Below are 26,010 nucleotides of genomic sequence, written 5' to 3'. Positions count from 1 at the left end.
ACATCCTCCGTGGATGGAGCACAAGGTGGAGCTGATGGAGCCGATGGAGCGAGCAGAGCCGGAAATCGTCCTGGGCGAGGTGACGCTGCGCCGTTTCCGCGGCGAGGCGGACCTCCCCGAGTTCTTCCGGGTCATCGAGGAGTCGCTGGAGCACCTGCGGCCCTGGATGCCGTGGGTCGCCGAGCACAGTCTGGCGAAGACCACCGAGTTCCTGGCCAAGCGGCAGACGCTGTGGGAGAGCGGCAGGGACTTCACCTACGCGATCCTGCTGGACGGGGCGATCGTCGGCGCCTGCGGACTGTTCCGGCGCGAGGACACCCCCGAGGGCGGCCGGGAGATCGGCTACTGGCTGCACCCCGGCGCCACCGGCCGCGGCATCGCCACCCGCACCGCCCGGGCGCTCACCGAGCAGGCCTTCCGGCTCCCGGGTGTGGCCTTCGTCGAGATCATCCACGACCCGGCCAACCACGCCAGCCGCGCCATCCCGGTCCGGCTCGGCTTCACCGAGCACCTGCGCCGCCCGGCCGAGGCGATCGCCCCGGCGGAGACCGGCGAGGAGCAGGTATGGCGGCTCCAGCGCGCCTAACGAGCCCCGAGGGCCCGGCGGTCCGCTGCCGTGGGGGAACGCCTGCGGACCGCCGGGCGGCGTCGGACGGACGGGACGATCCGACCGGGCGCCGTGGGAACGAACGCGGGCCCGGAGACTCCCGTTCTCCGAGCGGAGCGCCCCATCTCGAACCCCGCGTGCCGGCCGCATACCCTCTGCCGCGGCCTTGCGCGTTCGTTCCCACGCCCAGGAGAGCGCCCGACGAGCGGCCGGATAACACTTTTCTCGCCCGCCGTTCCCCCGCCCGCCCTCGGCTCGTGATCGTCTACGCTCGGCTGCAGCCGGCCACCACCACCACGGCCCCGCCCCAGCCCCGTACGACCAGGAAGACGAGCCCGTGTCGCACGCCCCCGTGATCCGCAGTGACGTCCCCGGGTCCTTCGCCCGGGGCGTCTTCCACGAGCGCCACCCCCGGCTCGTCCGAGAGGTCCTCGACGCCCTGCCGTACGGCCCGGCCGAGCGGGCGGCGGTCGAGCGGCTGCTGACGGAGAGCATCACCGGTGTCCTGGAGCCGCTGGGCGAGGACGCTCCGGACGCCGCCCGGTGGCGGCGGTGGGGCGAGGGCCTGTGGGGCAGGCCGTGGGGCGAGGCGCCGTTCCTGTGGGCGGAGAGCTACTTCTACCGGCGGCTGCTCGACGCCACCGGGTACTTCCGGCCCGGCGCCTGGCAGGGCGTCGACCCGTTCGCGCCGTTCAAGGACGCCGAGCTGGCCGGGGCTGCCGTGGACGGCGAACTGGCCGCGCTGAGCGAACTCGACGACCTCCCGGCGGCCCGGCGGGCGGACGCGCTGCTGACCTCCGCACTGTGGGGCAACCGCGCCGACCTCAGCTTCCAGCTCACGGCGCAGCCCGGCGGCCCGGCCGCCTCCGAACTGCTCACCGACGACAGCGCACGGCTCTGGGCCGAGCTGCGACGGGCCGGGGGCGGGCGGGTCTGCGTCATCGCGGACAACGCCGGCCGGGAGCTGCTGCCGGACCTCGTGCTGATCGACCACCTCCTGACCAGCGGCCTGGCCGCCGAGGTGGCCCTCTACGTGAAGCCGCAGCCGTACTTCGTGTCGGACGCGACCACGGCCGACGTCCTCGCCTCGCTCACCCGCCTGCGCACCGCCCCCTCGCCGGTGGCAGCGGCCGTCGGCGACCGGCTCTGGCGGGCGATGGGCGGCGGCACCCTCGCCGTCCGCACCCATCCGTTCTTCTGCGCGCCGCTCCCGTACCACGACCTGCCCGCCGACCTCCGGGCCGAACTCGCGGGCGCGGCACTGACGATCCTCAAGGGCGACCTCAACTACCGCCGCCTGGTGGGCGACCGGCTCTGGCCCCCGACCACCCCGTTCCCCGACGCCGCGGGCCACTTCCCCACCGCCGTGGCGGCCCTGCGGACCCTGAAGTCCGATGTGATCGTCGGCCTGGACGCCGACACCGTGACCCGTCTCGACGCGACCGCCACCCCGTGGCGCACCAACGGCCGCCACGCCGTCATCCAGTTCCGCCCACAGCCGTAGCCGGAACACCGGGCCGTCCCTTCGGTCGCCGTCGACCACTGCCGGCGGTGCGACTCCCACACGGGACCAGCCCACCCAGCGTTCAGCAGTACGTCGGCAAGGTCCTTTGGTTCAGCCGGAGTTGTCGTCGGTACCGGCACTCCGGGCGGGTCCGCGCCGGAGCGGGGCGGGGCGGGGTCAGCTCCAGTCGAAGGTCAGGAGCGCCAGTCGTTCGACGGGCTCGAAGAAGAGCAGGATCCAGTCGGCGCCCCCGCGCCGGTAGTGGTAGCCCGGCACTGCCGCCACGAAGCGGAACCCGTGTTCGACGGCGGAGCCCGGCTCCCGCCGGGCCGTCCGGCCCCGGTACGGTGTGATCACCCGTCACCCGGTCACGCCCGCGCCCGCGGGGGTGCGGACCGGTGCAAGCGCGAAGGAGCCCACCCCCCATGGCCCAGCCGGAGACCGCGGGCCCGGGGCCCGCACAGGCGCTCGTGTCGGCCGCGCTCGACCGGGCCGGTACCGTCCGGCACCTCAACGCGTTCATCACGCTCGACGCCGAGCGGGCGCTCGCGGAGGCCGCCCGCCGGGACGAGCAGGGCGGGCCCGCACCGTGGTCGCTGGTCGTCAAGGACAACATCCATGTCGCCGGCCTGCCCAACACCGCGGGCACGCCCGCGCTCGCCGGCTTCGTCCCGGACGCCGACGCGCCCGTGGTCGCGGCGCTGCGGTCGGCCGGCGCGATCGTGCTGGGCAAGACCAACATGCACGAGCTGTCCTTGGGGGCCACCTCGTGCAACCACACCTTCGGGGCCGTCGGGAACGCCACCGACCCGGACCTGTTCGCGGGCGGCAGCAGCGGCGGGACGGCGGCCGCGGTGGCGGCGGGCGTGGCGGAGGCCGGGCTGGGCACGGACACCGGCGGTTCGGTCACCATCCCGGCCGCGCTCAACGGGGTCTACGGTCTGCGCCCCAGCGCCGGGCGCTACTCCTCGGTGGGGGTCACCCCGCTGTCGACCACCCGGGACACCCCGGGGCTGATGGCCCGCTCGCTGGAGCGCCTCACCGCGCTGGACGCCCTGGTCACCGGGGAGGCCACGGCGCTCCGGGCACCCGGGCGGCCGCTGCGGCTGGGGCTGCCCCGGCAGGTGTTCGCCGAGGACCTGGAGGGCCCGGTCCAGGCCTGCTGGGAGACGGTCGTCGAGCGGCTCGGCGCGGCGGGGGCGCAGTGGGTCCCGGTGGACACGGCGCAGCTGGCCGAGGCCGACGCCCGGATCGGATTCCCGCTCGTCTTCGGCGAGTTCGCCGCCGCCCTGGAGCACTACCTCGACGAGCACCGCGCCGGGCTCAGCGCCGCCGAGGTGATCGCCGCGGTCGGTGACCCGGACATCGCGGCGCTGCTCTGGGCCACCGCGCTGCCCACCGCCCCCGGTCACCCGGGGCCCGAGGGCCTGCGCCGGGCGCTGGACGCGCGCCGCGCCCTGCAGGACGCCTACGCCGAGCTGTTCGGCGCGCACGGGCTGGACGCGGTCCTCAGTCCCACCGTCCCGGTGTGCGCCCGGCCGCTGCGCCGGCACGAGGACAGCCTGCCGCTCAACGGCCGCGACGTGCCCACCTTCCACACCCTGATCCGCAACACCTCCCCGGCGGCCACCGCGGGCCTGCCCTCGCTGACGATTCCGCTGCCGGTCGACGGGTCCGCCCCGGTCGGGGTCCAGCTGATCGGGCCCCGGCTGGCCGACCGGGAGCTGCTGTCCGTGGCGGCGCGGATCGACGCCCTGCTGCGCCCCTGAGCGGCCGTCCGCCCGCTGCGCCGGAGCAGACGCGGCGGGCGGACGACCGTCGGGGTGTCACGTACGGGGGCGCTCAGCCCGCGTAGACGTCCTCGACGTAGCGGCCGGCCTCGACCAGGCCCTGCAGCCAGTCCTGGGCCTGCTGCTCGTCCGCGCCCGGCGTGCGCTCCCGGTAGAGCGCCCGGAAGGCCGCCCGCACGCCCGGCGCCATCCGGGCGCCGTCGCCGCACACGTACACCTCGGCCCCGGCGGCGAGCAGCGCCCAGACCTCCGCCGCCTCGGCCGCGATGCGGTCCTGGACGAAGCGCCGCCCGTCCTGCGGCCGTTCGCTGAACGCGGGCCGCATCGAGACCGCGCCGGCCAGTTCGGCCTCCTCCAGCTCGGCGCGGTGCAGGTAGTCGGCGTCCGGGGCGTCGCAGCCGAAGTACAGCAGCGCCGGGGCGAGGTCCGCGCGCCGGGTTCCCGAGGCGAGCAGCGCGCGACGGTCGGCGACGGCGCCGCGGAAGGGCGCCAGGCCGGTGCCGGCGGCGATCATGACCACGGGGGTGCGGTGGCCGATCCGGAACGCCTCCCGGCAGGGCTGGACCCTGGCCAGGACGGTGTCACCGACGGCCAGCCGGTCCAGGTAGCCGGAGCCGGTGCCCCGGTAGGTGCCCCGGCCGGAGCGGGCCGGCGCGCTGAGCACCGAGACCATCAGGTCGACCTCGCGGGTGCCGGCGCCGTCCTGCGCGCCGGCGGACGGGGACGCGGGCGAGGAGGAGATCGAGTAGTGCCGGGGCCGGATCGGCGGCAGCAGGTCCAGCAGGACGGGCCAGCTGAGCGCCTCCCGCAGGGCCGGATGGTCCTCGATCAGGTCGAGCAGGGTGCGCGGGTCGTCCGCGGGCAGTGCGCGCAGGGCGGCCTGCTCGGGCGGGCAGGGATTGAGCGCGGCGAGCGCGGCGCGCTGTTCGGCGGTCGGGCGGTCCTGCAGTTCGACCTGGTGGGTGAGCAACTCCCGTACGGTGAGCGGGCGGTCGACGGCGAGGCCGGTGCGCCGGTGGGCGACGATGCCGAGCACCGTCTCCGGGTCGGCGCCGAGCAGCTTGGCGGCGCGCTCGACCAGGGCGGGGTCGTTGGCCGGCAGCACGGTGAGGTGGTCGGCGGTCCGGTACTCGGCGCCCTCGGGCAGCGCCAGCCGGACGAGGCGCTTGACCCGGTGGTAGCCGGGGTTGGTCAGGCTGTCGACTGCGGTGACGGTCAGCTCGCTCATGCCGTGCCGGGTGGCCAGTGCGTGCAGCGGGCCGCCGACCAGCTCGGTCACCGTGTACCCGGCCTCCTCCCGGGGCCGGGTCGCGGCGTCGGCGTCGCCGTGGCGCACCAGCAGCAGGTCGGTCAGCGCCTCGGTGAACTCCCGGACGGTGCCGGCCAGATCGCCGGAGGCGTCGGCCTCGGCGCGGTCGAGCAGCCGGGTGCCGCCGAGGGCGGTGAGCCGCTCGTCGATCAGGGTGGGGATGCGCTGGTAGGTGGCGGCGTAGGTGCGGTCGCCGATGCCGAGCACGGCGTACTCGACGCCGTCGGCCGCGCCGTCCGGGGCCTCGCGCAGCCGGCGGACGAACTCGGCCGCGTCGTCGGTGGGTTGGCCGTTGTACGAGGCGGCGGTGATCACCACCAGCCGGTCGGTGGGCGGGCCGTCGGCGTACGCGTCCAGCGGGGCGGTCTCGGTGTCGCAGCCCAGTTCGGCCGCGGCGTCGGCGAGTTGGCGGCTGAAGTCGCGGCAGGCGCCGTAGTTGGAGCCGTGCAGGAGCAGCAGGCCGGTGCCCTGGCGGACCCTCCCGGCGCGCTCGGCCGGCTCGGCGGTCCCGACCGGCTGGACCGGCTTCGAGTGCTGGGCCATCGGCGCGGGGGTGCGCGGGGCGAGGGCGAGGGTGAACCCGTCGGGCTTGATGGTGAGCGTCTGCTTGAGGGTCAGCCGGTAGCCGGCGTGGTCGATCAGCCGGTACCGGTGGACCAGCATGCCCAGCAGCATGGTCGCCTCGTGCAGCGCGAACTGGCGGCCGATGCAGGCGCGTTCACCGGTGCCGAAGGGCTTGAAGGCGTGCGGCGAGCGGGCCGCCTCGCGCTCCGGGTCGAACCGGGAGGGGTCGAACAGCTCCGGGTTGTCGCCCCAGGCCGGGTCGCGGTGCAGCATCGGGGTCAGCACGAAGATCGGCGTCCCGGGGCGGACCGGGATCCGCCCGCCGAGGAGGGTCTCTGCGCGCGCCTCCCGGCTGAACTGGGGTGCCGTCGGCCACAGCCGCAGCGCCTCGTTGAGCACCTGCCGGGTGTACCGCAGCCGGCCGACGTCCTCGTACGAGGGCTCCGGGTCGGCCTCGTCGCCCCAGAGCGCGTCCACCTCCTGCTGGACCAGCCGGAGTTCGGACGGGTGCTGGGCCAGGTAGTGCAGCGCGAAGGACAGCGCGCCCGAGGTGGTCTCGTGGCCGGCGATCAGGAAGGTGATCACCTGGTTGCGGATGTTCTCCATGTCCAGCCGGCTGCCGTCGGCGGGGTGCACCGCGCCGAGCATCAGGCCGAGCAGGTCCTCGGCCGGGCCGGCCTCGGCGCCGCTCCCGGCCCGGGCGGCGATCACCTCGTCCACCACGCCGGCCAGGTAGTCGGCGTCCCGCCGGAACGCGGCGTCGCGCTCGCTGTGGTCCAGCTCGGGGTCGCGGGTGAGCTTGGTCATCGCCCACTCCAGGCAGCGCACCATCGCCTCCACGAACGGGTGGGGCTCGTCCCGTTCGAAGGAGCCGAAGTCGAAGCCGAACCCGGCCAGTCCGATGGTGTCCAGGGTCATCCTGGTCATGTCGCCGGGCACGTCCACGGTCAGTCCGGCGGCCGAGCGGCGGTCCCAGGACTCGATCACCCGGCGGGCCACCGTGAGCATCACCGGGTGGTAGGTGCGCATCGACCCGAGCGCGAAGGCGGGCATCAGGATGTCGTGCGCCCTGGCCCAGTTCGGCTCGTCGTTGTAGGCGGTGAACAGGCCGTCCCCGGTGAACTCTCGGACGTTCTCCAGCGCCGGGCCGACGGCCTTGGTGAAGCGCTCCTCGTCGGCCAGTTCCTCGACCAGCTCCAGGCTGCTGACCATCAGCACCTCGCGGCCGTGCAGGCGCTGGAGGAACACCGAGCCGTGCTCTCTGGCCAGTTCCATGGTCCGCAGCACGGGGACGCTGACGGGCGGCCGGTCGGAGAGGTCCACCAGCGGGACGCCCCACTCGGGCTCGCCGCTCAAGGTCTCGGTCTCGGTCTCGGTCTCGGTCTCGGTCTCGGCCACGCTCACGCTCACGGCCCCGCTCGGTGTCGCCGGCACGGCCTCGGTCGTGGTTTCGGTCATCGGTAGGTCCCTCCCACGGCAGGAAAGTTCTCGGTACCTCCACTCTCTGCCCTCGTCGGGCGCGCCGGGCCGCGCTCACTACATGATTGTGTAGTCCCAGCGGCATCCGGAGACTTGCCCACGACCCGTCAGCTCTGACGGGGGCGGCTGCCGCGGGAGGAGAACGAGGCATGCGACCGACCGACGGCTGCGGTCCGGCACCGGGCACCCGCCTGGACGCCGCGGTGGTCTGGCGCAACCGGGCCCTGCGCCTGCTGGACCACAACCCGCTGCCCATCGCCGTGTGCGAGTGGGGCGGCCGGATCATGATCGTCAACCGCGCGATGGCCGCCGAGTTCGGCGGGCTCCCGGGGCAGTTGCGCAACCGCCGGATCCTGGAGTACTTCACGCTGCGGGACAATGCCTCCCTGCAGACGCTCGCCGAGGCGATCCGGCTGCACCGCCGCTCGCAGTACGCGGTCGGGGTCTCCTGGACGCCCGTCGGCGGCACCGAGCGGCAGGGTGAGATGACCGTCGACCTGGTCAGCGACACCCCGGAGCAGACCCCGAACATGCTGCTCTCCCTGCGCGCCCTGGACGAACCCGCCGCCCGCCCCGTGCCGACGGTCCCGGTCCCGCGCCCCGAGGCCAGCCCGATCGAGGTCCGCATCCTGGCCGCCGCCGCCCGGGGCGCCACCACCGCCCGGATCGCCAAGGAGGTCGGCCTCACCCCGGACGGCGTCAACTACCACCTCACCCGGCTCTCCCGCCGCTGGCACCTGCCCAACCGCACGGCCCTGGTCGCCCGCGCCTACGCCCTCGGCGTCCTCGCCCCCGACACCTGGCCCCCGGAACCCGCCCACCCACTCTGACGGCCCGGGGCCCGCGAACGGACGCGCCTGACTCGCCGTCACCCCCGGCGCGTGCTCTCGTAAGGCACATGATCACTTCATCCTCGGCCCGCCTGACCCGCCTGGCCGTCCCGCTCGCCGCCACCGCCGTCCTCCTCCTCGCCGGCTCCGCCCCCGCCTGGGCGCTCCCGGCCGACGTCACCGCCGAGCAGTGCCAGGAGGCCGGTGGCACCGTGCAGGGCGGCGGCTACTGCGTGGGCGCCGTCGGCGAGGACCAGTGGGGGGCGGACATCGACGGGCAGGGCATCGCCTAGCCCCGCGTCACCGCCGCGCACCGCTACCCAACGCCGCGCACCGCCGCGCATCGCCGCGCACCGCCCGATGTCACCGTCGTGTCGGCAGAATGTCGCGGACCGGTAAAAGCACCACCCCCTGCCCCACCCCCTCGCCGACCAGCCGCTACGCTCTGGGCCGCGCCGCGCCACGGGGGCCGGCGGATCCACCACGGGGGGACCCACAGTGCGCTACCTGGTCCGCGACCGCATGTTCGCCTTCCACGAGGAGGCCTGGATCGAGACCGAACACCGGGAGAAGCTCTACCGCGTGAACCGGAAGTTCTTCCGGCTGCGCCGCACCTTCGCCCTGGAGGACACCCGCGGCGAGCACGTCGCGAGCATCGTCCGCAAGGCCTTCACGATCCACCACACCCTGCTGGTCAAGCAGGACGGCCAGCCGACCGCGAAGGTCAGCAAGAAGATGTTCACGCTGTTCGGCGACCGCTTCAAGGTCCGTCTCGGCGACGGCCGCAAGCTGAAGATCAACGGGAACCTGTGGGACCGCGAGTTCGACATACGCCACGACGGCACCACCCTGGCGCACGTCTCCCGCCGCTGGTTCACCATCCGCGACGCCTACGCCGTCGACGTCCTCGAACAGCGGGACGCCCTGCTCCTGGTCATCCTCGCGGTCTGCGTCGACCACGTGCTCCAGGACGCCAAGGGCGACCAGCTGACCAACCTCTGACGCCCCTCACACTCCGCCGAGGATCGCCCGGTCCTCGGCGAGTTCGGCCAGCAGGGCGTCCAGCTTGGCCCGGTCGACCGAGGGCATCACGAAGACGTGCACATAGCTGCGCCGGGTGGCCTCGTCGCCCGGCACCATCACCACGTCCTGGGAGGACAGCGACCACTTGGCCACCAGCTCCGGGCTCGGCTTGCGGAACCGCACGGTGACGGCGCCCGGGGTGCGGGCCGGCCAGAGCTCGACGCCCAGCTCCCGCTCCATCGCGATCAGGCGCCGCTCCAGGTAGGCGGCGAGCTCCTGGGCCTCGCGGATCCGCTGCACCTGGTCGCGGTAGGAGTACCGGGACAGGTGGTCCCAGAGGATCAGCGGGGAGAAGCCGTTGCGGGAGCCGGCGAAGGTGGTGTCCGGCGCGCCGATGTAGTCCGGCTGGGACGGCGGGGAGATCTGGTACTTGACCTTGGTCATGTAGATGCCGCACGGCCAGGGCGCGCCGGCCCACTTGTGGCCGCTCATCGCGATCGAGGAGACCATGTCGACCTCGCCGTGCGCCGCGGTGGGCAGCCGCAGCCCGAAGTCGAACTCGGGCAGCCGCGCCTCGGGCGTCCAGCCGTACGCCGGGTCCTCGGCGGCCAGCCGCAGGAACGGCGCGTACCCGGCGCCGAGCGCGCCGTCCACGTGGATCCAGAAGCCGCGGCGCACGTCCACCAGCGGCCGGCCGGTCTGCGGGCAGCTGCCGTAGACCACCTCGCGCCGCACCAGCCCGTACCGCTCGAAGATCGGCAGCAGCCGCTCGCAGACCGCGCGGACGTCGTCGTGGGCGCCCTTGAAGGTGCTGCCGAGGTTGAGGTTGACGAAGACCGGGTGGCCCTTGGCGGCGAAGAACTCGACCAGCACGGCGAGGGCGTCCACGTCTATCTCACCGGTGCCGTCCCAGGACAGCCCGGACGGGCCGGGACGGGACGGCACCTCGGTGGGCCAGCTGCGCAGGCCGGTCGCCGGGTCGACCAGCGGGCACTCGTCGGCGTACTTCTCCAGGCCGACGGCGTGGAAGGTCTCCACGCCCAGGACGGCGACGGCCTTGGCGAAGGAGTAGTGGGTGTCCTCGGAGTAGAACGCCACCGGCTGGTGGGCGTTCGGGTTCTTCCGGTCGGGGTCGGCCTTGACGGAGCGCACGGCGTCGAAGGGGGCGGCCGGCGGCTGGATCAGCGCCTTGCCGCTCAGGTAGTCCCGGGCGTTCCACAGGGCGTACATGTTGCCCTCGGTCGAGCCCATGGACAGCATGTAGCCCCAGTAGGACTCCGGGTCGGCCGGGTCGTGCGGGCGCTCGGCGTGCCAGAGCTTCGCGTAGTAGTCGAGCACGGCCCGCTCGACGACCTTGGTGTTGGGCTTGTAGCCGCCGCTCTGGAACGGGTCGCCGAGGTTGTTGATGTTGTTCGGCAGGAACCGGGCGAGGTCCAGCGCAGTGCCCTGCATGTCCTGGGTGGCCTGGTAGCCGACCAGGTGCTTGCGCTTGCGGGTCAGGTACTCGTCCACCGCGTCCAGCGCGCGCAGCCGCCGGTCGTCGTCCAGCCCGCCCTCGGGGAGGGCGAAGTCGCCGCCGTCCAGCTCCGGACCGGGGTCGACGGCGGTCGCGGCGGAGGGGAAGGCGGTCGGGCTCATGGGCGGTGCGCTCCGGGGTTGCGGGGACTGCGACGGACGGTCGTCACCGTCGGTACCGGTGACGACCGTCCGTAAGGATGGAACTTTCGAACGCCCGGGGGAAGCCCTTCCGAAGAACATTCGGCCCCCTGTCGATCAGGCTTGCGAATCTTCGGTACGGACTGGAATCCTGGCAGGCATGCCGAACAATCCGCAGGCCCGCCGGGCGCCCGTCGACGACGTCGACCGGGCGATCGTCCGTGCCCTGGCCGACAACGCCCGGCTCCCGAACAACGCCCTCGCGGCCGCCGTCGGCATCGCCCCCTCCACCTGCCTGGCCCGGGTCCGCGCCCTCCAGGACCGCGGCATCATCCGCGGCTTCCGCGCCGAACTCGACCCGGCCGCGATCGGCCTGCCGCTCCAGGCGATGATCTCGGTACGGCTGCGCGCCCACACCCGCGAGCAGAACGAGAGCTTCCGCAGCACCGCCCCCGACCTGCCCGGCGTCCTCGCCGTCTTCCACATGGCCGGCTCGGACGACTACCTGCTGCACGTCGGCGTCGCCGGCCCCGAGGCCCTGCGCGACTTCGTGGTCGACCACCTCACCACCCACCCGGCGGTGGCCCAGACCCGCACCAACCTGATCTTCGAGCAGATACCGGGCCGCCGCTACCTCTCCCCCGGCCCGGAGCACTGACGGACACGGACCGATCGACCACGAGGTCGTCGAGCGTTCATCCGGACACCGTCACACATCGCGAGGGCCGCTGCGGGGCGGACACGGCAGCGGGCTACTGCTCCGGACCGGCGCGCAGGGCCTCGATGAACCAGCCGAACACCGGCGCCAGGCTCGGCGGGACGGACCATCCGTTGATGACGGCCAGGAGGTGCCAATAGCGTTCCGTGCGCGGGTCGTTGGCGACCTCCAGGCGGGTCAGCAGCCAGCGGCGCAGGTCGGTGTCGTCAGCACGGCCGAAGACCTGGGCGTAGCGGGCGGTGAGGGCGTCGATGATGGGTGCCGCCTCGGCGGACGTGGGGGCGATGCCGACCGTGAGCGCGTGTCCGACCTGTTCGCGGACCGTCTCGGTGAGGTCGTGGTGCAGACCGGTGGTGTCGCCCCGGGTGCGTTCGGCCGCCTGGTGTTCTGCCATCCGGCGCACTGCGGTGCGGAAGTCCGGGTCCTGGGTGAGTTCGGCGAGTTCCACCCACGCCTCGACCTGGTCCGGTTCGGGGTCGTCCGGCAGGTCGGGCGTGGCCGCGCGCATCATGGCCACGAAGTCGGGGTTGGCGTCCAGGCCGCCGAAGGTGTCGTCGATGAAGTCGGTGACGAGGCGTCGGCGCTCGTCGTCGGAGAGTTTCGCGAGCTTGTGCATGAGATCCGTCTCCTCAGAGGTGGAGCCCCGCTTGGCCACCGCTCGCAGTACCGCGCGACGCAGTCGTAGCGTGCGGATCTGCACGTCCAGGGCGTCGGCATGCGCTGCCGCGACCTCGGGGACGGAGATCTCCCGGTCCAGCACCTGCCGGATGACGGCGAGGTCGATTCCCAGGTCACGCAGTGTTCGCACGAGGTCCAGACGCGCGAGCGCGCGGAGGTCATAGAGCCGGTAGCCGGCCGGGCTGCGGTCGGTCGACGGCACGATTCCGGTGTCGGAGTAGAACCGGATGGTCTTCACCGTCAGCCCGGTCCGCCGGGCCAGCGCTCCGATCGTGTAAAGCGTGTCGTCGTCCATGCCCCCACCCTCGCGTCTCCCCCTACTGGAGACTCAAGCCCATCCTCCAGGAGACCCCGGCGGGCGTGGGGACGGACCGTCCACCGCCCTGTCCACGGGTCTCGACGATGACGCCGCCCGGCACGCCCGGGGCCGGGACGGGCATCGACACCGCTCCAGCCCACAGGCCGACTCTCTGGCCAGTCCGGCAAGCCCTGACTTCTGTCACAGGCCATTCGCGAGGTGTCGTGCGAAGTGGTTGCGGCCCGCACGCCTGGCGGCCAAGGCGTCCTCGACCAGTCGGACCTGCTCGCGTACGGCCTCGACCCAGGCCTGCTCACGCACGTACGCATCGATGGTCTCGGTGTCGTCGGCGCGCCGCGGCGCCCCGAGCAGGGTCGCACGGAAGGCCCGCAGGCCCGTCTGAACGGCGATGACCTGGGCATCCAGGTGGAGCCGGACCATACGGGCCAGTTCCGACGGATTGCGGTGGAGCACCTGCTCGTGACGCCAGCGTGCCGGAGCCAGGTCGAACAGCCAGTCCTTCGCCGAGTGCTCGAACTCCGCCGATCCGGGCCGGCGGACCGAACCGGGCCATCGAATCGACGCCGGCCGCGCCCGTCTCTGAGGCGGGACCGCATCATCGATGCCGGAAACACTGCTCATGGTTGATCACCCTGATTCCTCGGGACAAGGAGCCGCTGACCCGCTCGGCGCCATCGGCCTCGGGAGCGGGCCCGAACAGGAAATCTGCCCATCGATCGCTCTTCAGTGAGCTACCGCACGGCCGGAACACTTCGGGTGCGACGAGTCTCAGCCGCGCGACCGGCCCTGTCAAGGGCCGGCCTGCCTGCGGTGCCGGCGTACCGCGCCGACCCGCCACCCGCAATCCCGTCGACCTGCCGCCCGACCGCAGCGTCGAGAGCGTTCGAAGGCCGGCCGCCGGCCGGTCCTCCACCGCCCCGGTCTGCTCGCGCCCGGCGCGACGCCCCACCCCGGGAGCGAGGCCTTCCGGACGGTCTTCGCCCCGGCGAACGTGTGGCAGGTCCGGGCCGCCTGCGGCCAACCGGCCCGGCCCTGGCGGACATTGGGCCCACAGCAGTGCGAACTGTGTGCATACGCACTTCCATGGAGTCGCGCCCCCGCCGCGCCACCAGCGGTTTCGCGACCCGCCGGTGCTCAGTGGCCGATGTCCGGCCCCGGGTAGGAGAGCCGGCGGCAGCTGCCCCCCGGGAGGCGGACCCGAAGGCGCCGCGCGTCGCCGGGCACCGCGGCGGCGGCGACCAGGTTGCCTGCCTCGTCGGTCACGACGGGTGTGCCCCCGCGCGCGGGCAGGTACAGGTCGACCGTGGTGTCCCTCGCCGCGCGCAGTTCGGCTCCGGTCAGCACGCCCTGGCGCCAGCTCAGGCCGACGGTGAGCCCGCCCCGCGCGCGCAGGCCCCTGACGTCCCCGTCCGGCCAGGACGGCGGCAGGGCGGGCAGCAGCCGCAGGCTGCCGTTGTGGCTCTGCAGCAGCGCCTCGGCGATGGCGGCGGTGATGCCGAGGTTGCCGTCGATCTGGAAGAGCCGGGGCGGGTGCAGGTCGAGGAGGTTGGGGGCGATCGAGGTGGCGAGCAGGCGCTCGACGGCGTGCCCGGTGAGCGCGCCGTCGCCCAGGCGGGCGGCGAGTGCGGCGACCCAGGCGAGGCTCCAGCCGGTGCCGCCTCCGCCGTGCTCCAGCCGGCGGTCCAGGGCGCGGCGGGCCGGGTCCAGCAGGGTGGTGTCGCCGAGCGGGTCGACGGCGCTGCCCGGGTAGAGGCCGTAGAGGTGGGAGAGGTGGCGGTGGCCGGGGTCCTCCTCGGGGAGGTCGTGCCGCCATTCCAGCAGGCGGCCGTCGGCTCCGAGGGCCGGTGGGCGCAGCCGGGCGCGGACGCCGGTCAGTTCGTCCGCCAGTTCGTGGTCGACGCCGAGCTCGCGGGCGGCCGCGACGGTGTTGTCGAGGAGTTCGGCGGCGAGCCAGTAGTCCATGGTGCAGCCGGCGTCGACGGCCTCCAGGGTGCCGTCGGCGAGCCGGAAGTGGTGCTCGGGCGAGGTGGAAGGGCAGGTCACCAGCGCGCCGTCGGCGTCCTCGACCAGGAGGTGGGTGAGGAACCGGGCGGCCTCGCGCAGGACCGGGTAGGCACGGTCGGCGAGGAAGGCGTGGTCCCCGTGGAAGAGGTGGTGGTCCCACAGGTGGGCGGCCAGCCACGGTCCGGCCATCGGCCAGTGGGCCCACACCGGGTCGCCCGACACGGGGTTGGTGGCGCGCCAGAGGTCGACGTTGTGGTGGCAGCACCAGCCCGGGGCGTCGTAGTAGGTCCGGGCGGTGGAGCGCCCGGCTTCGGCGAGGTCGGCGACGAGGTCGAACAGCGGCTCGTGGCACTCGGCCAGGCCCGTCGTCTCGGCAGGCCAGTAGTTCATCTGGAGGTTGATGTTCGACGTCCAGTCGGAGTTCCACGGCGGGGTGAGGTCGTCGTTCCAGATGCCCTGGAGGTTGGCGGGCTGGGTGCCGGGCCGCGACGAGGCGATCAGCAGGTAGCGGCCGTAGCCGAAGAGCAGGGCGGCGAGCCCGGCGTCCTCGGCGCCCGCGTTCGCGGCGGCGAGGCGTTCGTCGGTCGGGCGCTCCGCTGCCGCCCTGAACGCCCGGTCGTGGAGGCGGAGTTCGGCCGCGTCGAACAGCCGCCGGTGGTCGGCCGTATGAGCGGCACGCAGCTGGTCGAAGTCCTGTCCGCCCGCCTCGTCGAGCCACCGGTACGCCTCGGCGAGCGCCGCTTCGGGGCCGTCGGGCCGTCGGCGCCAGTCGCGGTATCCGGTGCCGACGGCGACCAGGAGCACCGCCTCGTCGGCTCCGACGACGTCCATCCCGCCGTCGACGGCGACGACGCTCCCGTTCACCGTCCGCAGGCTGACGGCGGCCGCGAACCCCATGCCCTCGTCCTCCCGGTGGACGGCGCCCCCGCCGTGCCCGGACGCGACGTGCACCGGAGCGCGCCCGTGGACCGACAGGCTGGTGGGGCGGTGCAAGGCCGCCGTGGCCGGGTGGGGTGTCGAGAGGCTCGCACGGAAGGAGAGGGCGCCGGGTGCGTCCGCGCTGAGGCGGACGGCCAGCACGCCCGCCGGGGCGGAGACGAAGCTCTCCCGCCGGTACCGGACTCCTCCCGCCGTGAACGACACGGTGTGCACGGCTTCGTCGAGGCGCAGCTCGCGCCGGTACTCGGCGAGGGCGCCTTCACCCCAGGACGGAAAGGTCAGCAGGAGGGTCGCCAGCGGCTGGTACGCCTCGATGTCGGGGCCCCGGAAGTGGGCGGCGGCGATCGCGCCGGCGCCGGCGTGGTCGCCCTCGCGCAGCACCGCCTCCCGCAGGGCGGGCAGATGGTCGGCGGCGCCCGTCCGGTCGCGGGGACCGGGGCCGCCGGACCACAGGGTGTCCGCGTTGAGCTCGATCCGCTCGGTGTGCACGCCTCCGTACGTCATGGCGCCGAGCCGGCCGTTGCCGAGGGGCAGCGCTTCCAGGAAGCCGTCGGCGGGGTGTCGGTACCAGAGGGTTTCCGTACCGGAATGCCGGGTGTCCGGCCGATCGTGGGCGGGGCGGGGCCCGTCGTGGGGCGGTACGGGTCGGGAGAAGGAACTCAGCGGGCGGTACCGGCCGCGCTGGGGCGGTCGTTGTCCAGTCGGGGGCTTCCGCATGTCAGGACTCCTCGGTCGCGGGGCGCCGCTCGTGGTTGAGCCGGCCGGAGACGAAGCCTCGGCGCCGGGGTGGTGCGGCGGCTCCTCGACGGTGGTGACGGACGGATCGATGTCGATGTCGAGCCTGCCGACTCCGGTTCGTCGAGCCAGGTCTGCGGACGCCGGCCCAACTCCCACATGTGGTGGTGCGCGTCGACTCTCACGCGCGTTCGCTCCTCGGTCGGCAGTTGACGGTCGGTCAGGGACGCGGGCGGTTCGGCTGCCGCCGGGGCGCCGCGGGGATCCGCTCACCCTCGGTCAGGTGGTCGCGCAGCCAGCGTTCGGTGGTGTTGATGTGCATCAGCGCGGCGGCCTGGGCGAGGTTCGGGTCACGGGCGACGAGGGCCTGGTAGATCGCCTCGTGCTCGGTGATGGTCCTCCCGGCCGCGTCGGCGTCGGCCTGGCCGCGCCAGACCCGGGCCCGCAGGGTGCGTCCGGAGATGTGCTCCAGCAGCGTGGCCAGGGTCTCGTTGCGGGTGGCGTGGATGACCGCCCGATGGAAGGCCGCGTCGTGCCAGGTCAGCAACTCGACGTCGGCCCGCGCTTCGCGCATCGCCGACAGGTGGCGCTCGACCTCGGCGAGGTCCTCGTCGGTGATCCGGGTGGCGGCCAGCGCGGTGGCGGCCGGCTCGAAGAGCCTTCGCACCTCGGTGAGTTCCAGGACGGTGTCCCCCTGCAGCAGTTCGACCGCGCCGCCGATCCCTTCCAGCAGTAGGCCGGGCGCCAGGCTGGTCACGTAGGTGCCGTCGCCGCGCCGGATCTCCAGGACCCGGGCGACGACGAGGGACTTGACCGCCTCGCGCATCAGGTTCCGGGACAGTCCGAGCTCGGCCGCGAGCTGCTGTTCGGGCGGCAGCTTCGATCCGGGGGGCAGCTCGCCGTCCCGGATCATCCGGCGGATGCGGGCGATGGCTCTGTCGGTCAGGGACACGGCGCCAACGTAGCAGGGGATCCCATGTCTCGAAAGAGAAGGCGATCCCCCTCCTCGCCAACCGACGGACCACGCCCGGCACTTCACTGATCGGCTTCCCCGCATCCGGGCCACCGGGAGCAGATCCATCCCATCAATCGAGGTGCCAGCCCGTCTCCTCCGAGTGTCCTTGGTCGATCACCAGGATGGGACCGACGCCGGAGACGGTCGAGAACCGGTGCGAGACGCTGACCGTGATCGCACCCGGTACGTGCCGCGCGCTCGCGGGCCCGGGCCGTCTGCCGCCTGCCGCCTGCCGCCTGCCGATCTTCTGCTCGCCCGGACGGCCGGGTCCTCCCCACCCGAACCACACGTGATCTCCGCAAAAGCCTCGCCCCGGGCCGGTGTCACGAGCGGCAAGATCTGCGTAGCCCCGCAGATCACCCGTCGCGGCGCACGGGCACCCACGGAAGACCGAATGAGCTACTGCACACTCTGCCAACGGCACCTCAACGGCGCACTCTCCTGCCCGGGCTGCGGGCGGCCGAAGGAGGCACTCGCCCAGCAGGAGCCCGAGCGCCCGGTCGCGGACCCGCCCACCGCGGCTCCCGCACCCCAGAGGGTCCGCCGGCGAGCGACCCGGGGGCGCGGCGCCTGGCTCGCGCTGGCCACGCTCGGTGTGGCGGCGGGCGGACTGACCACCGCGGTGGTGGCCGTCGGCCAGGACGACGGCGCGGCGGTCCCGCTCCCGTCGGGGAGCACAACGGCGCCCACCTCGACGGCCACGCCGGGGCCCGCGAGCGTCTCCACGACGGCGAGGGCCGCACCGAGCACAGCGAGTCCTCCGGTGCGGCCGTCGGCCACCAGCGCCCGGCCCAGCGCGTCCAGGACGAGCGCCAACCCGTCCCGCCCGGCCGCCCCGGCCGAGTCGGCCGCCCCCCAGCCCACGACGCCCGTCACGGCTCCGCCCGCGCGCCACTCCCCCAGCCCGGCGGCCCCCACCCCGACCGCGACACCTTCCTGTACGTCGTTCCTCTTCTGGTGCGTCTGACCTTCCGGTCACCGGTCCGCACCCGTCCACGGCTCAGACGCCGACCAGCTCCGTCCCGGCGGCGACGGCATCCGGAGCCGCCGCGGCGGAAGGCCTGCGCATCCCCTTGAGCAGGACGACCACCGCGGTGGTGACCGCCGTGCCCGCCACCACCGCGGTCAGGTACAGGAACGGGCTGCCGATCAGCGGGAGCACCCAGATTCCGCCGTGCGGGGCCCGCAGGGTGGAACCGAACGCCATCACCAGGCCGCCGGCGGTCATGCTGCCGGCGATGCCCGCCGGGATGACCCGCAGCGGGTCCGCGGCCGCGAACGGGATCGCGCCTTCGGTGATGAACGACGCGCCGAGCACCCAGGCGGCCTTGCCGTTCTCCCGCTCCTCGGGGGTGAACAGCCGGCGCCGGACGACGGTCGCCAGGGCCATGCCGAGCGGCGGGGTCATGCCGGCGGCCATCACCGCGGCCATCACCTTGAGGCTGCCGGCGTCCGGGGCGGTTCCCGCGGCCGTGAGCGCACCGGCCGCGAAGGTGTAGGCGACCTTGTTGAGCGGACCGCCCATGTCGAAGGCCATCATCGCGCCGAGCAGCACGCCGAGCAGGATCGCGTTGGAGCCGGAGAGGCCGTTCAGCCAGTCGGTCAGGCCGTTCATCGCCGAGGCGATCGGTGAGCCGACCACCACGAACATCAGGAAGCCGACCACCGCCACCGACAGCAGCGGGATCACCACCACCGGCATGATGCCCCTGATCGCCCGCGGCACGCTCCACCGGATCATCCACAGCACCAGGAACCCCGCGGCCAGGCCCGACACGATGCCGCCGAGGAAGCCCGCTCCGACCGCCACCGACACGGCACCGCCGGCGATGCCGGCGGCCAGCGCCGCCCGGTCCGCGACCGCGAAGGCGATGTAACCGGAGAGGACCGGGACCAGGAAGCCGAAGGAGGTCTTGCCGGTCTGGAACAGCATCGCCGCCCAGCTGTGCGAGGAGGTCCAGTCGAAGTGCCCCAGCACGGACGGGGCGGAGGCGATCCGGTAGCCGCCGATCGCGAAGGCGAGGGCGATCAGCAGGCCGCCGGCCGCGACGAACGGGATCATGTAACTGACGCCCGTCATCAGGTACTTGCGCAGCCGCTGGGCCCAGTGCTCGCCCACCTCGGCGGCCGGATCGGCACCAGCGCGCGCGCCGCTTCCGGCCCCGGTGACGAGCCCGGCGGCCTGGGAGATCAGCTCGTCGGCGCGATTGACGGCGGCCTTCACGCCCACGTCCACGGTCGGCTTGCCGGCGAAGCGGGCGCGGTCACGGACCTCGACGTCGTGGGCGAGGATCACCGCATCGGCGGCGGCGATCGCCTCGGGGGCCAGCGGCGTCGTCCCGGCGGATCCCTGGGTCTCGACCTGGATCTGCGCACCCGCCCGGGCGGCGGCCAGTTCCAGGGCCTTGGCGGCCATGTAGGTGTGGGCGATGCCGGTCGGGCAGGAGGTCACGGCGACCAGCCGCAGTCCACCACCGGCGGCGGCCGTCTCCGGACCGGCGGGCGACACCGGAACGACGGCCGGCGCCGGAGCGACGGCCGACACCGGAGCGACGGCCGGCACCTCCTCGCCGTTGATCCGGGCCGCGACGGCGCCGGGGCTCTCGGCCTCGCGCAGGGCGCCGGTGAACTCCGGGTCCATCAGCCGACGGGCCAGCGCGGCGAGGATCTGCAGGTGGGAGTCGTCCGCACCCTCCGGTGCCGCGATCATGAAGACCAGGTCCGCGGGCCGCCCGTCCGGGGCGTCGAAGTCCACGCCCCTGGCGCTGCGGCCGAAGGCCAGGCTCGGCCGCGTGACGTGGGGTGATCTGCAGTGCGGGATGCCGATCCCGTCCCCCATCCCGGTCGGGGCCTGGGCTTCGCGGGCGGCGATGTCGCCGAGGAAGCCGTCGAGGTCGGTGACCCTGCCCTCGGCGACCAGCCGCTGGGCCAGGGCGCGGAGCGCTTCGCTCTTGTCCTCGGGGGCGAGGTGGAGATCAACGAGTGCGGGTGTGATCAGTCCGCTGGTGTCGCTCATCATGTCGGTCCTTCGACTGGTGCCTGACGGTGTTCCCTTGCCCCCGGGAATGATCGCCCTTCCCGTCCCACACGGTCGGGCGTGGTGCCTCCGGCAGGAGGCCGTTCTCAACCGCGAAGCGGTCGTTCGAGCGGGATGTCCGCCGTCACGGCCACGGCGGCCGGGTCCAGATCGGCCGGGGTCGGCATGACGCTCCCCGGCAGTTTTACGGCGGCGGCGCCGTGCGCCAGGGCCACCGCGAGTGCGCCGGGGCCGCTGCCGCCGGCTCCGAGGAAGCCCGCGAGGGAGGCGTCGCCGGCTCCCACGTCGCTGCGGACGGCGGCGACGGGTGCGCTGCCGAACCAGCTGCCCTCCTCGGCGATCAGCAGCATCCCGTCCGCGCCGAGGCTGGCGAGGACCTGCTGGGCGCCGCGCTCGCGCAGTTCCCCGGCCGCGTCGACGGCGTCGCCGATGGTGACGACCGGGCGGCCCACGGCCTCCGCGAGTTCCTCCCGGTTGGGCTTGACCACGTCGGGGTGGGCCGAGAGCGCGGCGAGCAGCGCGGGGCCGGAGGTGTCCAGGGCGATCCGGGCGCCCCCCGAGTGCACCTGCGCGACCAGCTCGGCGTACCACTCCGGGGCCAGTCCGCGCGGCAGGCTGCCGCAGCAGGCCAGCCAGTCGACGCCGTTCCCGGTGCCCTGTCCGATCTTCTGGGCGTCGCGGACGAGCGCGAGCAGCGCGGCCGACTCGGCGGCGCTGAGCTCGGGGCCCACCGCGTTGACCTTCGTCAGGCTGCCGCCGTCCTCGGCGATCGAGACGTTGATCCGGGTGTCGCCCGAGATGGCGACCGCCGCGACGTCGATCCCCTGACGGCGCAGCAGATCGGAGAGCAGCTGCCCGGAGAGCCCGCCCAGCGGGAGGACGGCGGTGGTGCGGTGGCCCGCGGCCGTGAGCGCGCGGGAGACGTTGACGCCCTTGCCGCCGGGGTCGAGCCGGTCGTGCGCGGCTCGGTTGACCTCGCCCAGGGCGAGCGTTCCCAGCTCGTAGGTGCGGTCGAGGCTGGGGTTCGGGGTGATGGTGACGATCATGCGCGGATGACTTCCGGTCCGTGGTTCTCGATCTCTGCGGTCTGCTCGTCGGTCAGTCCAGTGTCCGTGACCAGCACATCGACCTGGTCCAGCGAGCCGAACCGGGCGAAGTGGCGGACTCCGTACTTGGAGGAGTCGGCGACCAGCACCACCCGGCGGGCGCCGGTGAGCATGGCGCGTTTGACGGCCGCCTCGGCGAGGTCCGGTGTGGACAGCCCGCCCTCCACCGCGAAGCCGTTGGTCGCGACGACCGCGACGTCCGCGTGGACGTCGGCCAGGTCGCGCAGCGCCCAGGCGTCGACGGCGGCCTGGGTGCGGTGGCGCAGCCGGCCGCCGACCAGGTGGAGGGCGAGCCCCGGGTGGTCGGCCAGCCGGGCCGCCACCGGGAGGGCGTTGGTGACGACGGTCAGGGCGCAGTCGGCGGGCAGCAGGCCGGCCAGCCGGGAGACGGTCGTTCCGGCGTCCAGGATGACGCTGCCCTCACTGGGCAGCAGGGCCAGGGCCGCCTTGGCGATGCGCTCCTTCTCGGCCGCGGCGGTGGAGTCCCGTTCGGCCAGGCCGGGCTCCAGGTGCAGGGCGCCAGCGGGCAGCGCGCCGCCGTGCACCCGGTGCAGCATCCCGGCCCGGTCCAGGGCGCTCAGGTCACGCCGGATGGTCTCCTGCGTGACGCCGAAGTCCTCGGCCAGCGTCGGCACGTCCACCCGGCCCCGTTCCTGGGCGAGGCGGAGGATCTGTTGCTGCCGCTCCGGTGCATACATGTGGGATCGGGTCCGTTTCATGTCCGTTTACGCCTGATGGGGCCCGACCCTACGCGCTCCGACCGAAAAAGCAAGAGCGTGTTCAGCCTCCGCCTCAGCATCCGCGGGTTTGCCCGAATGTGTTGACACCTCTCGGCATTCGGGCGTAGAACCAATCGAAACAACACGCTAACGGGCGTGAAACCACGGACCGCCCGGTCTCCGCTACCGCCCCCGTACGCGAAGACCGGGCGTGAACACGGTGGCCCGCACTTCCCCCGCGCGGGCCACCGTGCCCCACCCTCCCGCCGGCCCGGTTCCCACCCGGGCCGGCGATCACCTCCTCCAAGGACTCCCATGCACTCGATCCAGGTCATCGTCGGCTCCCGAAGCGGTCTGCACGCCCGCCCGGCGTCCCTGTTCGTCCAGGCCGCCGCCCGACAGACGGCCAAGATCACCGTCGGCCGCCCCGGTCAGACGCCGGTCGACGCCCGCAGCCTGCTGTCCGTCCTCGCCCTGGCCGCCCGCCGCGGCGACACCCTGGAGCTCACCGCCACCGGCGACGGGGCCCAGGACTCGCTCAAGGCGCTCGCCGACCTGCTCGCCTCCGACCTCGACGCAGCGGCGTGAGGGATCCGATGCGCGGAATCGGTGTCGGTACGGGCAGTGCCGCAGGCCCGGTCGCCCGGATGGCTCCCCCGCCCCCGCTGCCCGCACCGAGGGCGGTCGGCGACCCGGCGGCCGAGGCGGCCGCGATCCGAGCCGCCCTCGGCGCGGTCGTCACCGACCTGGGCGAGCGCGCCGCCCGCGCCGGCGGGCCCGGTTCCGAGGTGCTCACGGCCCAGGCCCTGATGGCGGCCGACCCGGTCCTCGCCGACCGGGCGGCAGCCCTCGCCGAGCAGGGCACCGACGGCCCCCACGCACTCGCCGCCGCCTTCGACGGCTTCCGTGCCGAACTGGTCGCCGCCGGCGGGTACTTCGCGGAACGCGCCGCCGACCTGGACGACCTGCGCGACCGCGCGGTGGCCCAGCTGCTGGGCCTGCCCGTGCCCGGCCTGCCCGACCCAGGGCACCCGTACGTCCTCGTCGCCGACGACCTGGCCCCCGCCGACACCGCGCTGCTCGACCCCCAGCGGGTGCTGGCCCTCGTCACCGTCCGCGGCGGGCCGACCAGCCACACCGCCATCCTCGCCAAGGCGCTCGGCGTACCCGCCGTGGTCGGCTGCGCCGACGCCGCGGACCTGGCGGACGGGCGACGGGTCCTGGTGCACGGCACGGACGGCGTGATCGAGCTCGACCCGGCTCCGGAGGCGGTCGAGCGGGCCGCCGACCGCGAGCGCCGTCGTCGCGAGCGGCTGACCGGGTACCAGGGGCCGGGCCGGACGGCGGACGGGCACCCGGTCGCCCTCCTGGTCAACCTCGGCTCGCCGCACGAGCTGGCCGGCGCCGCCGCCGCGGACGCCGAGGGCGTGGGCCTGTTCCGCACCGAGTTCCTCTTCCTGGACCGCGCCGAGGCTCCGAGCCTCGCCGAACAGGCCACCGCCTACCGGCAGGTGTTCGCCGCCTTCGCCGGCCGCCGCGTCATCGTGCGCACGCTGGACGCGGGGGCGGACAAACCGCTGCCCTTCGCCACCTCCGCCGACGAGGAGAACCCGGCCCTGGGCATCCGCGGCCTGCGCACCGCCGCCCGCGATCCGCAGCTCCTGGAGACCCAGCTCGCCGCGATCGCCGAGGCCGCCCGGGACAGCACCGCGCAGGTCTGGGTCATGGCTCCGATGGTGTCGATCCCGCGCGAGGCCGCCGAGTTCGCCGCCCGGGTCCGCGCGCACGGCCTGCCGCTGGCCGGGGCGATGATCGAAGTCCCGGCAGCCGCCCTGCGGGCCGACCGGCTGGCCGAGGTCTGCGACTTCTTCAGCATCGGCACCAACGACCTGGCCCAGTACACCTTCGCGGCCGACCGGACGCTCGGCAGCCTCGCCGAACTGCTCGACCCCTGGCAGCCTGCGCTGCTGACGCTGGTCGCCACCGCCGCTGGATCGGCCGCCGAACACGGCCGTCCGATCGGCGTCTGCGGCGAGGCCGCCGCCGACCCGGCGCTCGCCCTCGTCCTGGTCGGCCTCGGGGTCACCAGCCTGTCCGCCGCACCCGCCTCGCTCCCCGAGGTACGGGCGGCCCTGGCCACCCACACGCTTGCGGAGTGCCGCGAACTCGCCGCGCTGGCCCTGCTCGCCGACGACGCCACCACCGCACGCAGCAGGGTCCGGTCGAGCATGACGGCACCCTGATCCACGGCGGGTGCCGGGCCTGCCCTGGTCCGGCTCGGGCTCGGCGAGGCCTGTGCGGAGGAGCCTGCGGCGCCCGCCGGCACGGGTGTCCCCTGCGGCGCCTGGACCGTCGCCAACACGGACCAGGTCCAAGCGCACCAGCCGGAGTACGACCGGCGGGCGCCCAGCTGCCGAAGTCAGGGGGCTTCCGTGTCGGGGCAGTTGGAGGAGTCCGAAGGCGTCTTCGGACCTGCCCCCGGTCAGGTGACCATCACGCCCGCTCCGGGGCGCGCTGCAGGCGGAACGCGTCCGCGAGTACGGCTTACTGATCGTTTCAGAATGAGTTGAGCCGCAGGTCTTGCACCTAGCGATCTTGGTCGGCAAGGTGTCCGGGTGCGCGCTGATCTTGTTCCGGATGACCTGTGGGAGCGCGTGGCACCGCTTCTGCCACCCGCTCCTGAACGGCGCCGCCGCCACCCTGGGCGACTACGCGTTCCCGACCGGGCGGCACTCGCCGGGGTGATGTACGTACTGCGGACCGGTGTCGCCTGGCGCGACGTCCCGGCCGAAACGGTCGGCTGCTCCGGGGTGACGGCCTGGCGCCGCCTTCGGGACTGGACCGAGGCCGGCGTCTGGCCGCGCCTGCACGCAGCCCTGCTGAGCGAGCTGCGCCGCGCCGACCTGCTGGATCTTGAGCACTGCGCTGTTGACAGCTCGCATGTGCGGGCCCTCAAAGGGGGGATCACGTCGGCCCCTCGCCGGTCGACCGTGCCCGTCCCGGTTCCAAGCACCACCTGATAGTCGACCGGCACGGAACCCCGCTCGCCGTCACGCTCACCGGTGGCAACCGCCACGACGTCACACAGCTGCTGCCGCTGCTCGACGCGGTCCCGCCGATCCGGGGGCTGAGGGGACGGCCTCGCCGCAAGCCACGGCACCTGTATGCCGACCGGGGCTACGACTTTGACAAGTACCGCCGCCTGCTGTGGAAGCGCGGCATCAAGCCGATGATCGCCCGACGCGGCGTGGCCCACGGCTCGGGGCTCGGCAAGGTCCGTTGGGTGGTGGAGCGGGCCTTCGCCTGGCTGCACCAGTTCAAACGGCTCCGGATCCGCTACGAACGACGCGCCGACCTCCACCAGGGCCTGCTCGAACTGGCCTGCAGCCTCATCTGCCTCCGTCGCCTGCGCACTCGGTCCTGAGTAGCAGCGGTACAGCGGTTAGCGCTAAGGGATGATCTTGGATCCGGGGGCGGCTCGGCGGGAACGGGCGCGCGCTGGAGGTGTGGCTGAGGACCGGAACGCCGAGCTTGCCGCCCTTGCCCGCCAGGCCGTGGCCGCCGCGGGCGGCCTGCGGCTGCTGGTCGAGCGGATGGGCGATCTAGGCTGGCGGATGCAGGACTACAGCGACGAGGACCTGCTGAACGTCGCCTCCGCCCTGCGCGGCACCGCGATCCTGATCGCCCTCGACACCGGGGACATGAACCTGCACGAGGAGCTCACCGGGCGCCGGGTGCATGAGGTCCGCGATGCCGCTGAGTGGTTCCGGGAGCACGGCGAAGGCGACGACCGGTCATTACCCGACCGACCCGGGCCGGTTGTCCCGGCCGCCGGGGATGACCCGCAGGACGGGTTGGCTGGCGACCGAACTGTGAACCACCCTGTCCGAGCGTGATGGTGCATCCGCCGCCGCCCCCTTGCGAGACGGCGTGCCAGCAGGTCTTGAGGGTCCGCCAAGAGGACGTTGACCCTGCCGA

At 73.8% G+C, this 26,010-nt stretch carries 22 protein-coding genes; 11 read left to right on the top strand and 11 right to left on the bottom strand.

Annotated features, from left to right (window positions below):
* Positions 1-13: 13 nt before the first annotated feature.
* Entirely contained in the window at positions 14-586 is a 573-nt protein-coding gene (locus ACZ3YL_RS26830; protein WP_223242095.1) for a GNAT family N-acetyltransferase, read from the top strand.
* A gap of 358 nt (positions 587-944) precedes the next feature.
* The gene (locus ACZ3YL_RS26825) at positions 945-2,111 is read left to right on the top strand and encodes a damage-control phosphatase ARMT1 family protein (protein ID WP_465660123.1); all 1,167 of its coding nucleotides are present in this window, start codon (positions 945-947) and stop codon (positions 2,109-2,111) included.
* 177 nt (positions 2,112-2,288) lie between these two features.
* Here the strand turns inward: ACZ3YL_RS26825 and ACZ3YL_RS26820 are convergent, their stop codons facing one another.
* Positions 2,289-2,468, bottom strand: a complete 180-nt coding sequence (locus ACZ3YL_RS26820) for a hypothetical protein (RefSeq protein ID WP_188304233.1) — start codon at positions 2,466-2,468, stop codon at positions 2,289-2,291.
* Between the two features lie 68 nt (positions 2,469-2,536).
* Here ACZ3YL_RS26820 and ACZ3YL_RS26815 point away from each other — a divergent pair, with 68 nt between their 5' ends.
* The gene (locus ACZ3YL_RS26815) at positions 2,537-3,880 is read left to right on the top strand and encodes an amidase family protein (protein ID WP_465660122.1); all 1,344 of its coding nucleotides are present in this window, start codon (positions 2,537-2,539) and stop codon (positions 3,878-3,880) included.
* Between the two features lie 73 nt (positions 3,881-3,953).
* On the opposite strand, the gene ACZ3YL_RS26810 is transcribed toward ACZ3YL_RS26815, so the two are convergent.
* Entirely contained in the window at positions 3,954-7,232 is a 3,279-nt protein-coding gene (locus tag ACZ3YL_RS26810; protein WP_465660121.1) for a cytochrome P450, read from the bottom strand.
* A 170-nt stretch (positions 7,233-7,402) separates the two neighbouring features.
* On the opposite strand from ACZ3YL_RS26810, the gene ACZ3YL_RS26805 reads away from it, so the two are divergent.
* The 3 genes from ACZ3YL_RS26805 (at position 7,403) to ACZ3YL_RS26795 (ending at position 9,085) form a co-directional block, all read left to right on the top strand.
* The gene (locus ACZ3YL_RS26805; RefSeq protein WP_465660120.1) at positions 7,403-8,083 is read left to right on the top strand and encodes a LuxR C-terminal-related transcriptional regulator; all 681 of its coding nucleotides are present in this window, start codon (positions 7,403-7,405) and stop codon (positions 8,081-8,083) included.
* A gap of 68 nt (positions 8,084-8,151) precedes the next feature.
* Positions 8,152-8,376, top strand: coding sequence for a hypothetical protein (locus ACZ3YL_RS26800; RefSeq protein ID WP_188304229.1), 225 nt, complete (start codon positions 8,152-8,154; stop codon positions 8,374-8,376).
* 205 nt (positions 8,377-8,581) lie between these two features.
* Positions 8,582-9,085, top strand: a complete 504-nt coding sequence (locus ACZ3YL_RS26795; RefSeq protein ID WP_188304228.1) for an LURP-one-related/scramblase family protein — start codon at positions 8,582-8,584, stop codon at positions 9,083-9,085.
* A 6-nt stretch (positions 9,086-9,091) separates the two neighbouring features.
* Here ACZ3YL_RS26795 and ACZ3YL_RS26790 read toward each other — a convergent pair whose 3' ends face one another.
* The gene (locus ACZ3YL_RS26790) at positions 9,092-10,744 is read right to left on the bottom strand and encodes a PLP-dependent aminotransferase family protein (protein ID WP_465660119.1); all 1,653 of its coding nucleotides are present in this window, start codon (positions 10,742-10,744) and stop codon (positions 9,092-9,094) included.
* A gap of 178 nt (positions 10,745-10,922) precedes the next feature.
* Between ACZ3YL_RS26790 and ACZ3YL_RS26785 the strand changes: the two genes are divergently transcribed.
* The gene (locus ACZ3YL_RS26785) at positions 10,923-11,420 is read left to right on the top strand and encodes an Lrp/AsnC family transcriptional regulator (RefSeq protein ID WP_188304226.1); all 498 of its coding nucleotides are present in this window, start codon (positions 10,923-10,925) and stop codon (positions 11,418-11,420) included.
* 94 nt (positions 11,421-11,514) lie between these two features.
* Here ACZ3YL_RS26785 and ACZ3YL_RS26780 read toward each other — a convergent pair whose 3' ends face one another.
* The 8 genes from ACZ3YL_RS26780 to ACZ3YL_RS26745 all read right to left on the bottom strand — a co-directional run bounded on the left by ACZ3YL_RS26780 (position 11,515) and on the right by ACZ3YL_RS26745 (position 22,011).
* Positions 11,515-12,453 carry a MerR family transcriptional regulator gene (locus ACZ3YL_RS26780; RefSeq protein ID WP_465660118.1) on the bottom strand — a complete coding sequence of 313 codons (939 nt, stop codon included), beginning with the start codon at positions 12,451-12,453 and terminating at the stop codon, positions 11,515-11,517.
* Positions 12,454-12,657: 204 nt separating this feature from the next.
* On the bottom strand, positions 12,658-13,098 hold the full coding sequence (locus ACZ3YL_RS26775; RefSeq protein ID WP_188304225.1) for a hypothetical protein: 441 nt from the start codon (positions 13,096-13,098) through the stop codon (positions 12,658-12,660).
* Between the two features lie 513 nt (positions 13,099-13,611).
* Positions 13,612-16,137, bottom strand: coding sequence for a glycoside hydrolase family 95 protein (locus ACZ3YL_RS26770; protein WP_465660117.1), 2,526 nt, complete (start codon positions 16,135-16,137; stop codon positions 13,612-13,614).
* Positions 16,138-16,375: 238 nt separating this feature from the next.
* A complete protein-coding gene (locus ACZ3YL_RS26765; RefSeq protein WP_465660116.1) occupies positions 16,376-17,107 on the bottom strand; it encodes a FadR/GntR family transcriptional regulator in 732 nt (243 codons plus the stop codon).
* A gap of 462 nt (positions 17,108-17,569) precedes the next feature.
* A complete protein-coding gene (locus ACZ3YL_RS26760; RefSeq protein ID WP_465660115.1) occupies positions 17,570-18,046 on the bottom strand; it encodes a hypothetical protein in 477 nt (158 codons plus the stop codon).
* 124 nt (positions 18,047-18,170) lie between these two features.
* Positions 18,171-20,186: a PTS fructose transporter subunit IIABC gene (locus ACZ3YL_RS26755; RefSeq protein ID WP_465660114.1), complete on the bottom strand. Its 2,016-nt coding sequence runs from the start codon at positions 20,184-20,186 to the stop codon at positions 18,171-18,173.
* 107 nt (positions 20,187-20,293) lie between these two features.
* Positions 20,294-21,253, bottom strand: coding sequence for a 1-phosphofructokinase (gene pfkB, locus ACZ3YL_RS26750; RefSeq protein WP_465660113.1), 960 nt, complete (start codon positions 21,251-21,253; stop codon positions 20,294-20,296).
* Positions 21,250-22,011: a DeoR/GlpR family DNA-binding transcription regulator gene (locus tag ACZ3YL_RS26745; protein WP_188304219.1), complete on the bottom strand. Its 762-nt coding sequence runs from the start codon at positions 22,009-22,011 to the stop codon at positions 21,250-21,252. Before ACZ3YL_RS26745 ends, pfkB begins: the two co-directional genes overlap by 4 nt.
* A 336-nt stretch (positions 22,012-22,347) precedes the next feature.
* Here ACZ3YL_RS26745 and ACZ3YL_RS26740 point away from each other — a divergent pair, with 336 nt between their 5' ends.
* From ACZ3YL_RS26740 to ACZ3YL_RS26725, 4 genes are all read left to right on the top strand, one after another.
* Positions 22,348-22,620: an HPr family phosphocarrier protein gene (locus ACZ3YL_RS26740; protein WP_188304218.1), complete on the top strand. Its 273-nt coding sequence runs from the start codon at positions 22,348-22,350 to the stop codon at positions 22,618-22,620.
* 8 nt (positions 22,621-22,628) lie between these two features.
* The gene (ptsP, locus tag ACZ3YL_RS26735; RefSeq protein ID WP_465660112.1) at positions 22,629-24,275 is read left to right on the top strand and encodes a phosphoenolpyruvate--protein phosphotransferase; all 1,647 of its coding nucleotides are present in this window, start codon (positions 22,629-22,631) and stop codon (positions 24,273-24,275) included.
* A gap of 372 nt (positions 24,276-24,647) precedes the next feature.
* Positions 24,648-25,456 (top strand): IS5 family transposase gene (locus ACZ3YL_RS26730; RefSeq protein ID WP_465660111.1). Its coding sequence is split into 2 segments (ribosomal slippage): positions 24,648-24,987 and positions 24,987-25,456, totalling 810 coding nucleotides; the frame shifts between segments, so codons are not numbered across the junction.
* Positions 25,457-25,538: 82 nt separating this feature from the next.
* A complete protein-coding gene (locus tag ACZ3YL_RS26725) occupies positions 25,539-25,928 on the top strand; it encodes a hypothetical protein (RefSeq protein ID WP_465660110.1) in 390 nt (129 codons plus the stop codon).
* Positions 25,929-26,010: the final 82 nt, after the last annotated feature.

It is taken from the genome of Kitasatospora sp. NPDC023176 (assembly GCF_055560495.1).
Note: the sequence above shows the minus strand (reverse complement) of the source record. Positions and strands in the feature narration are given on the sequence as shown.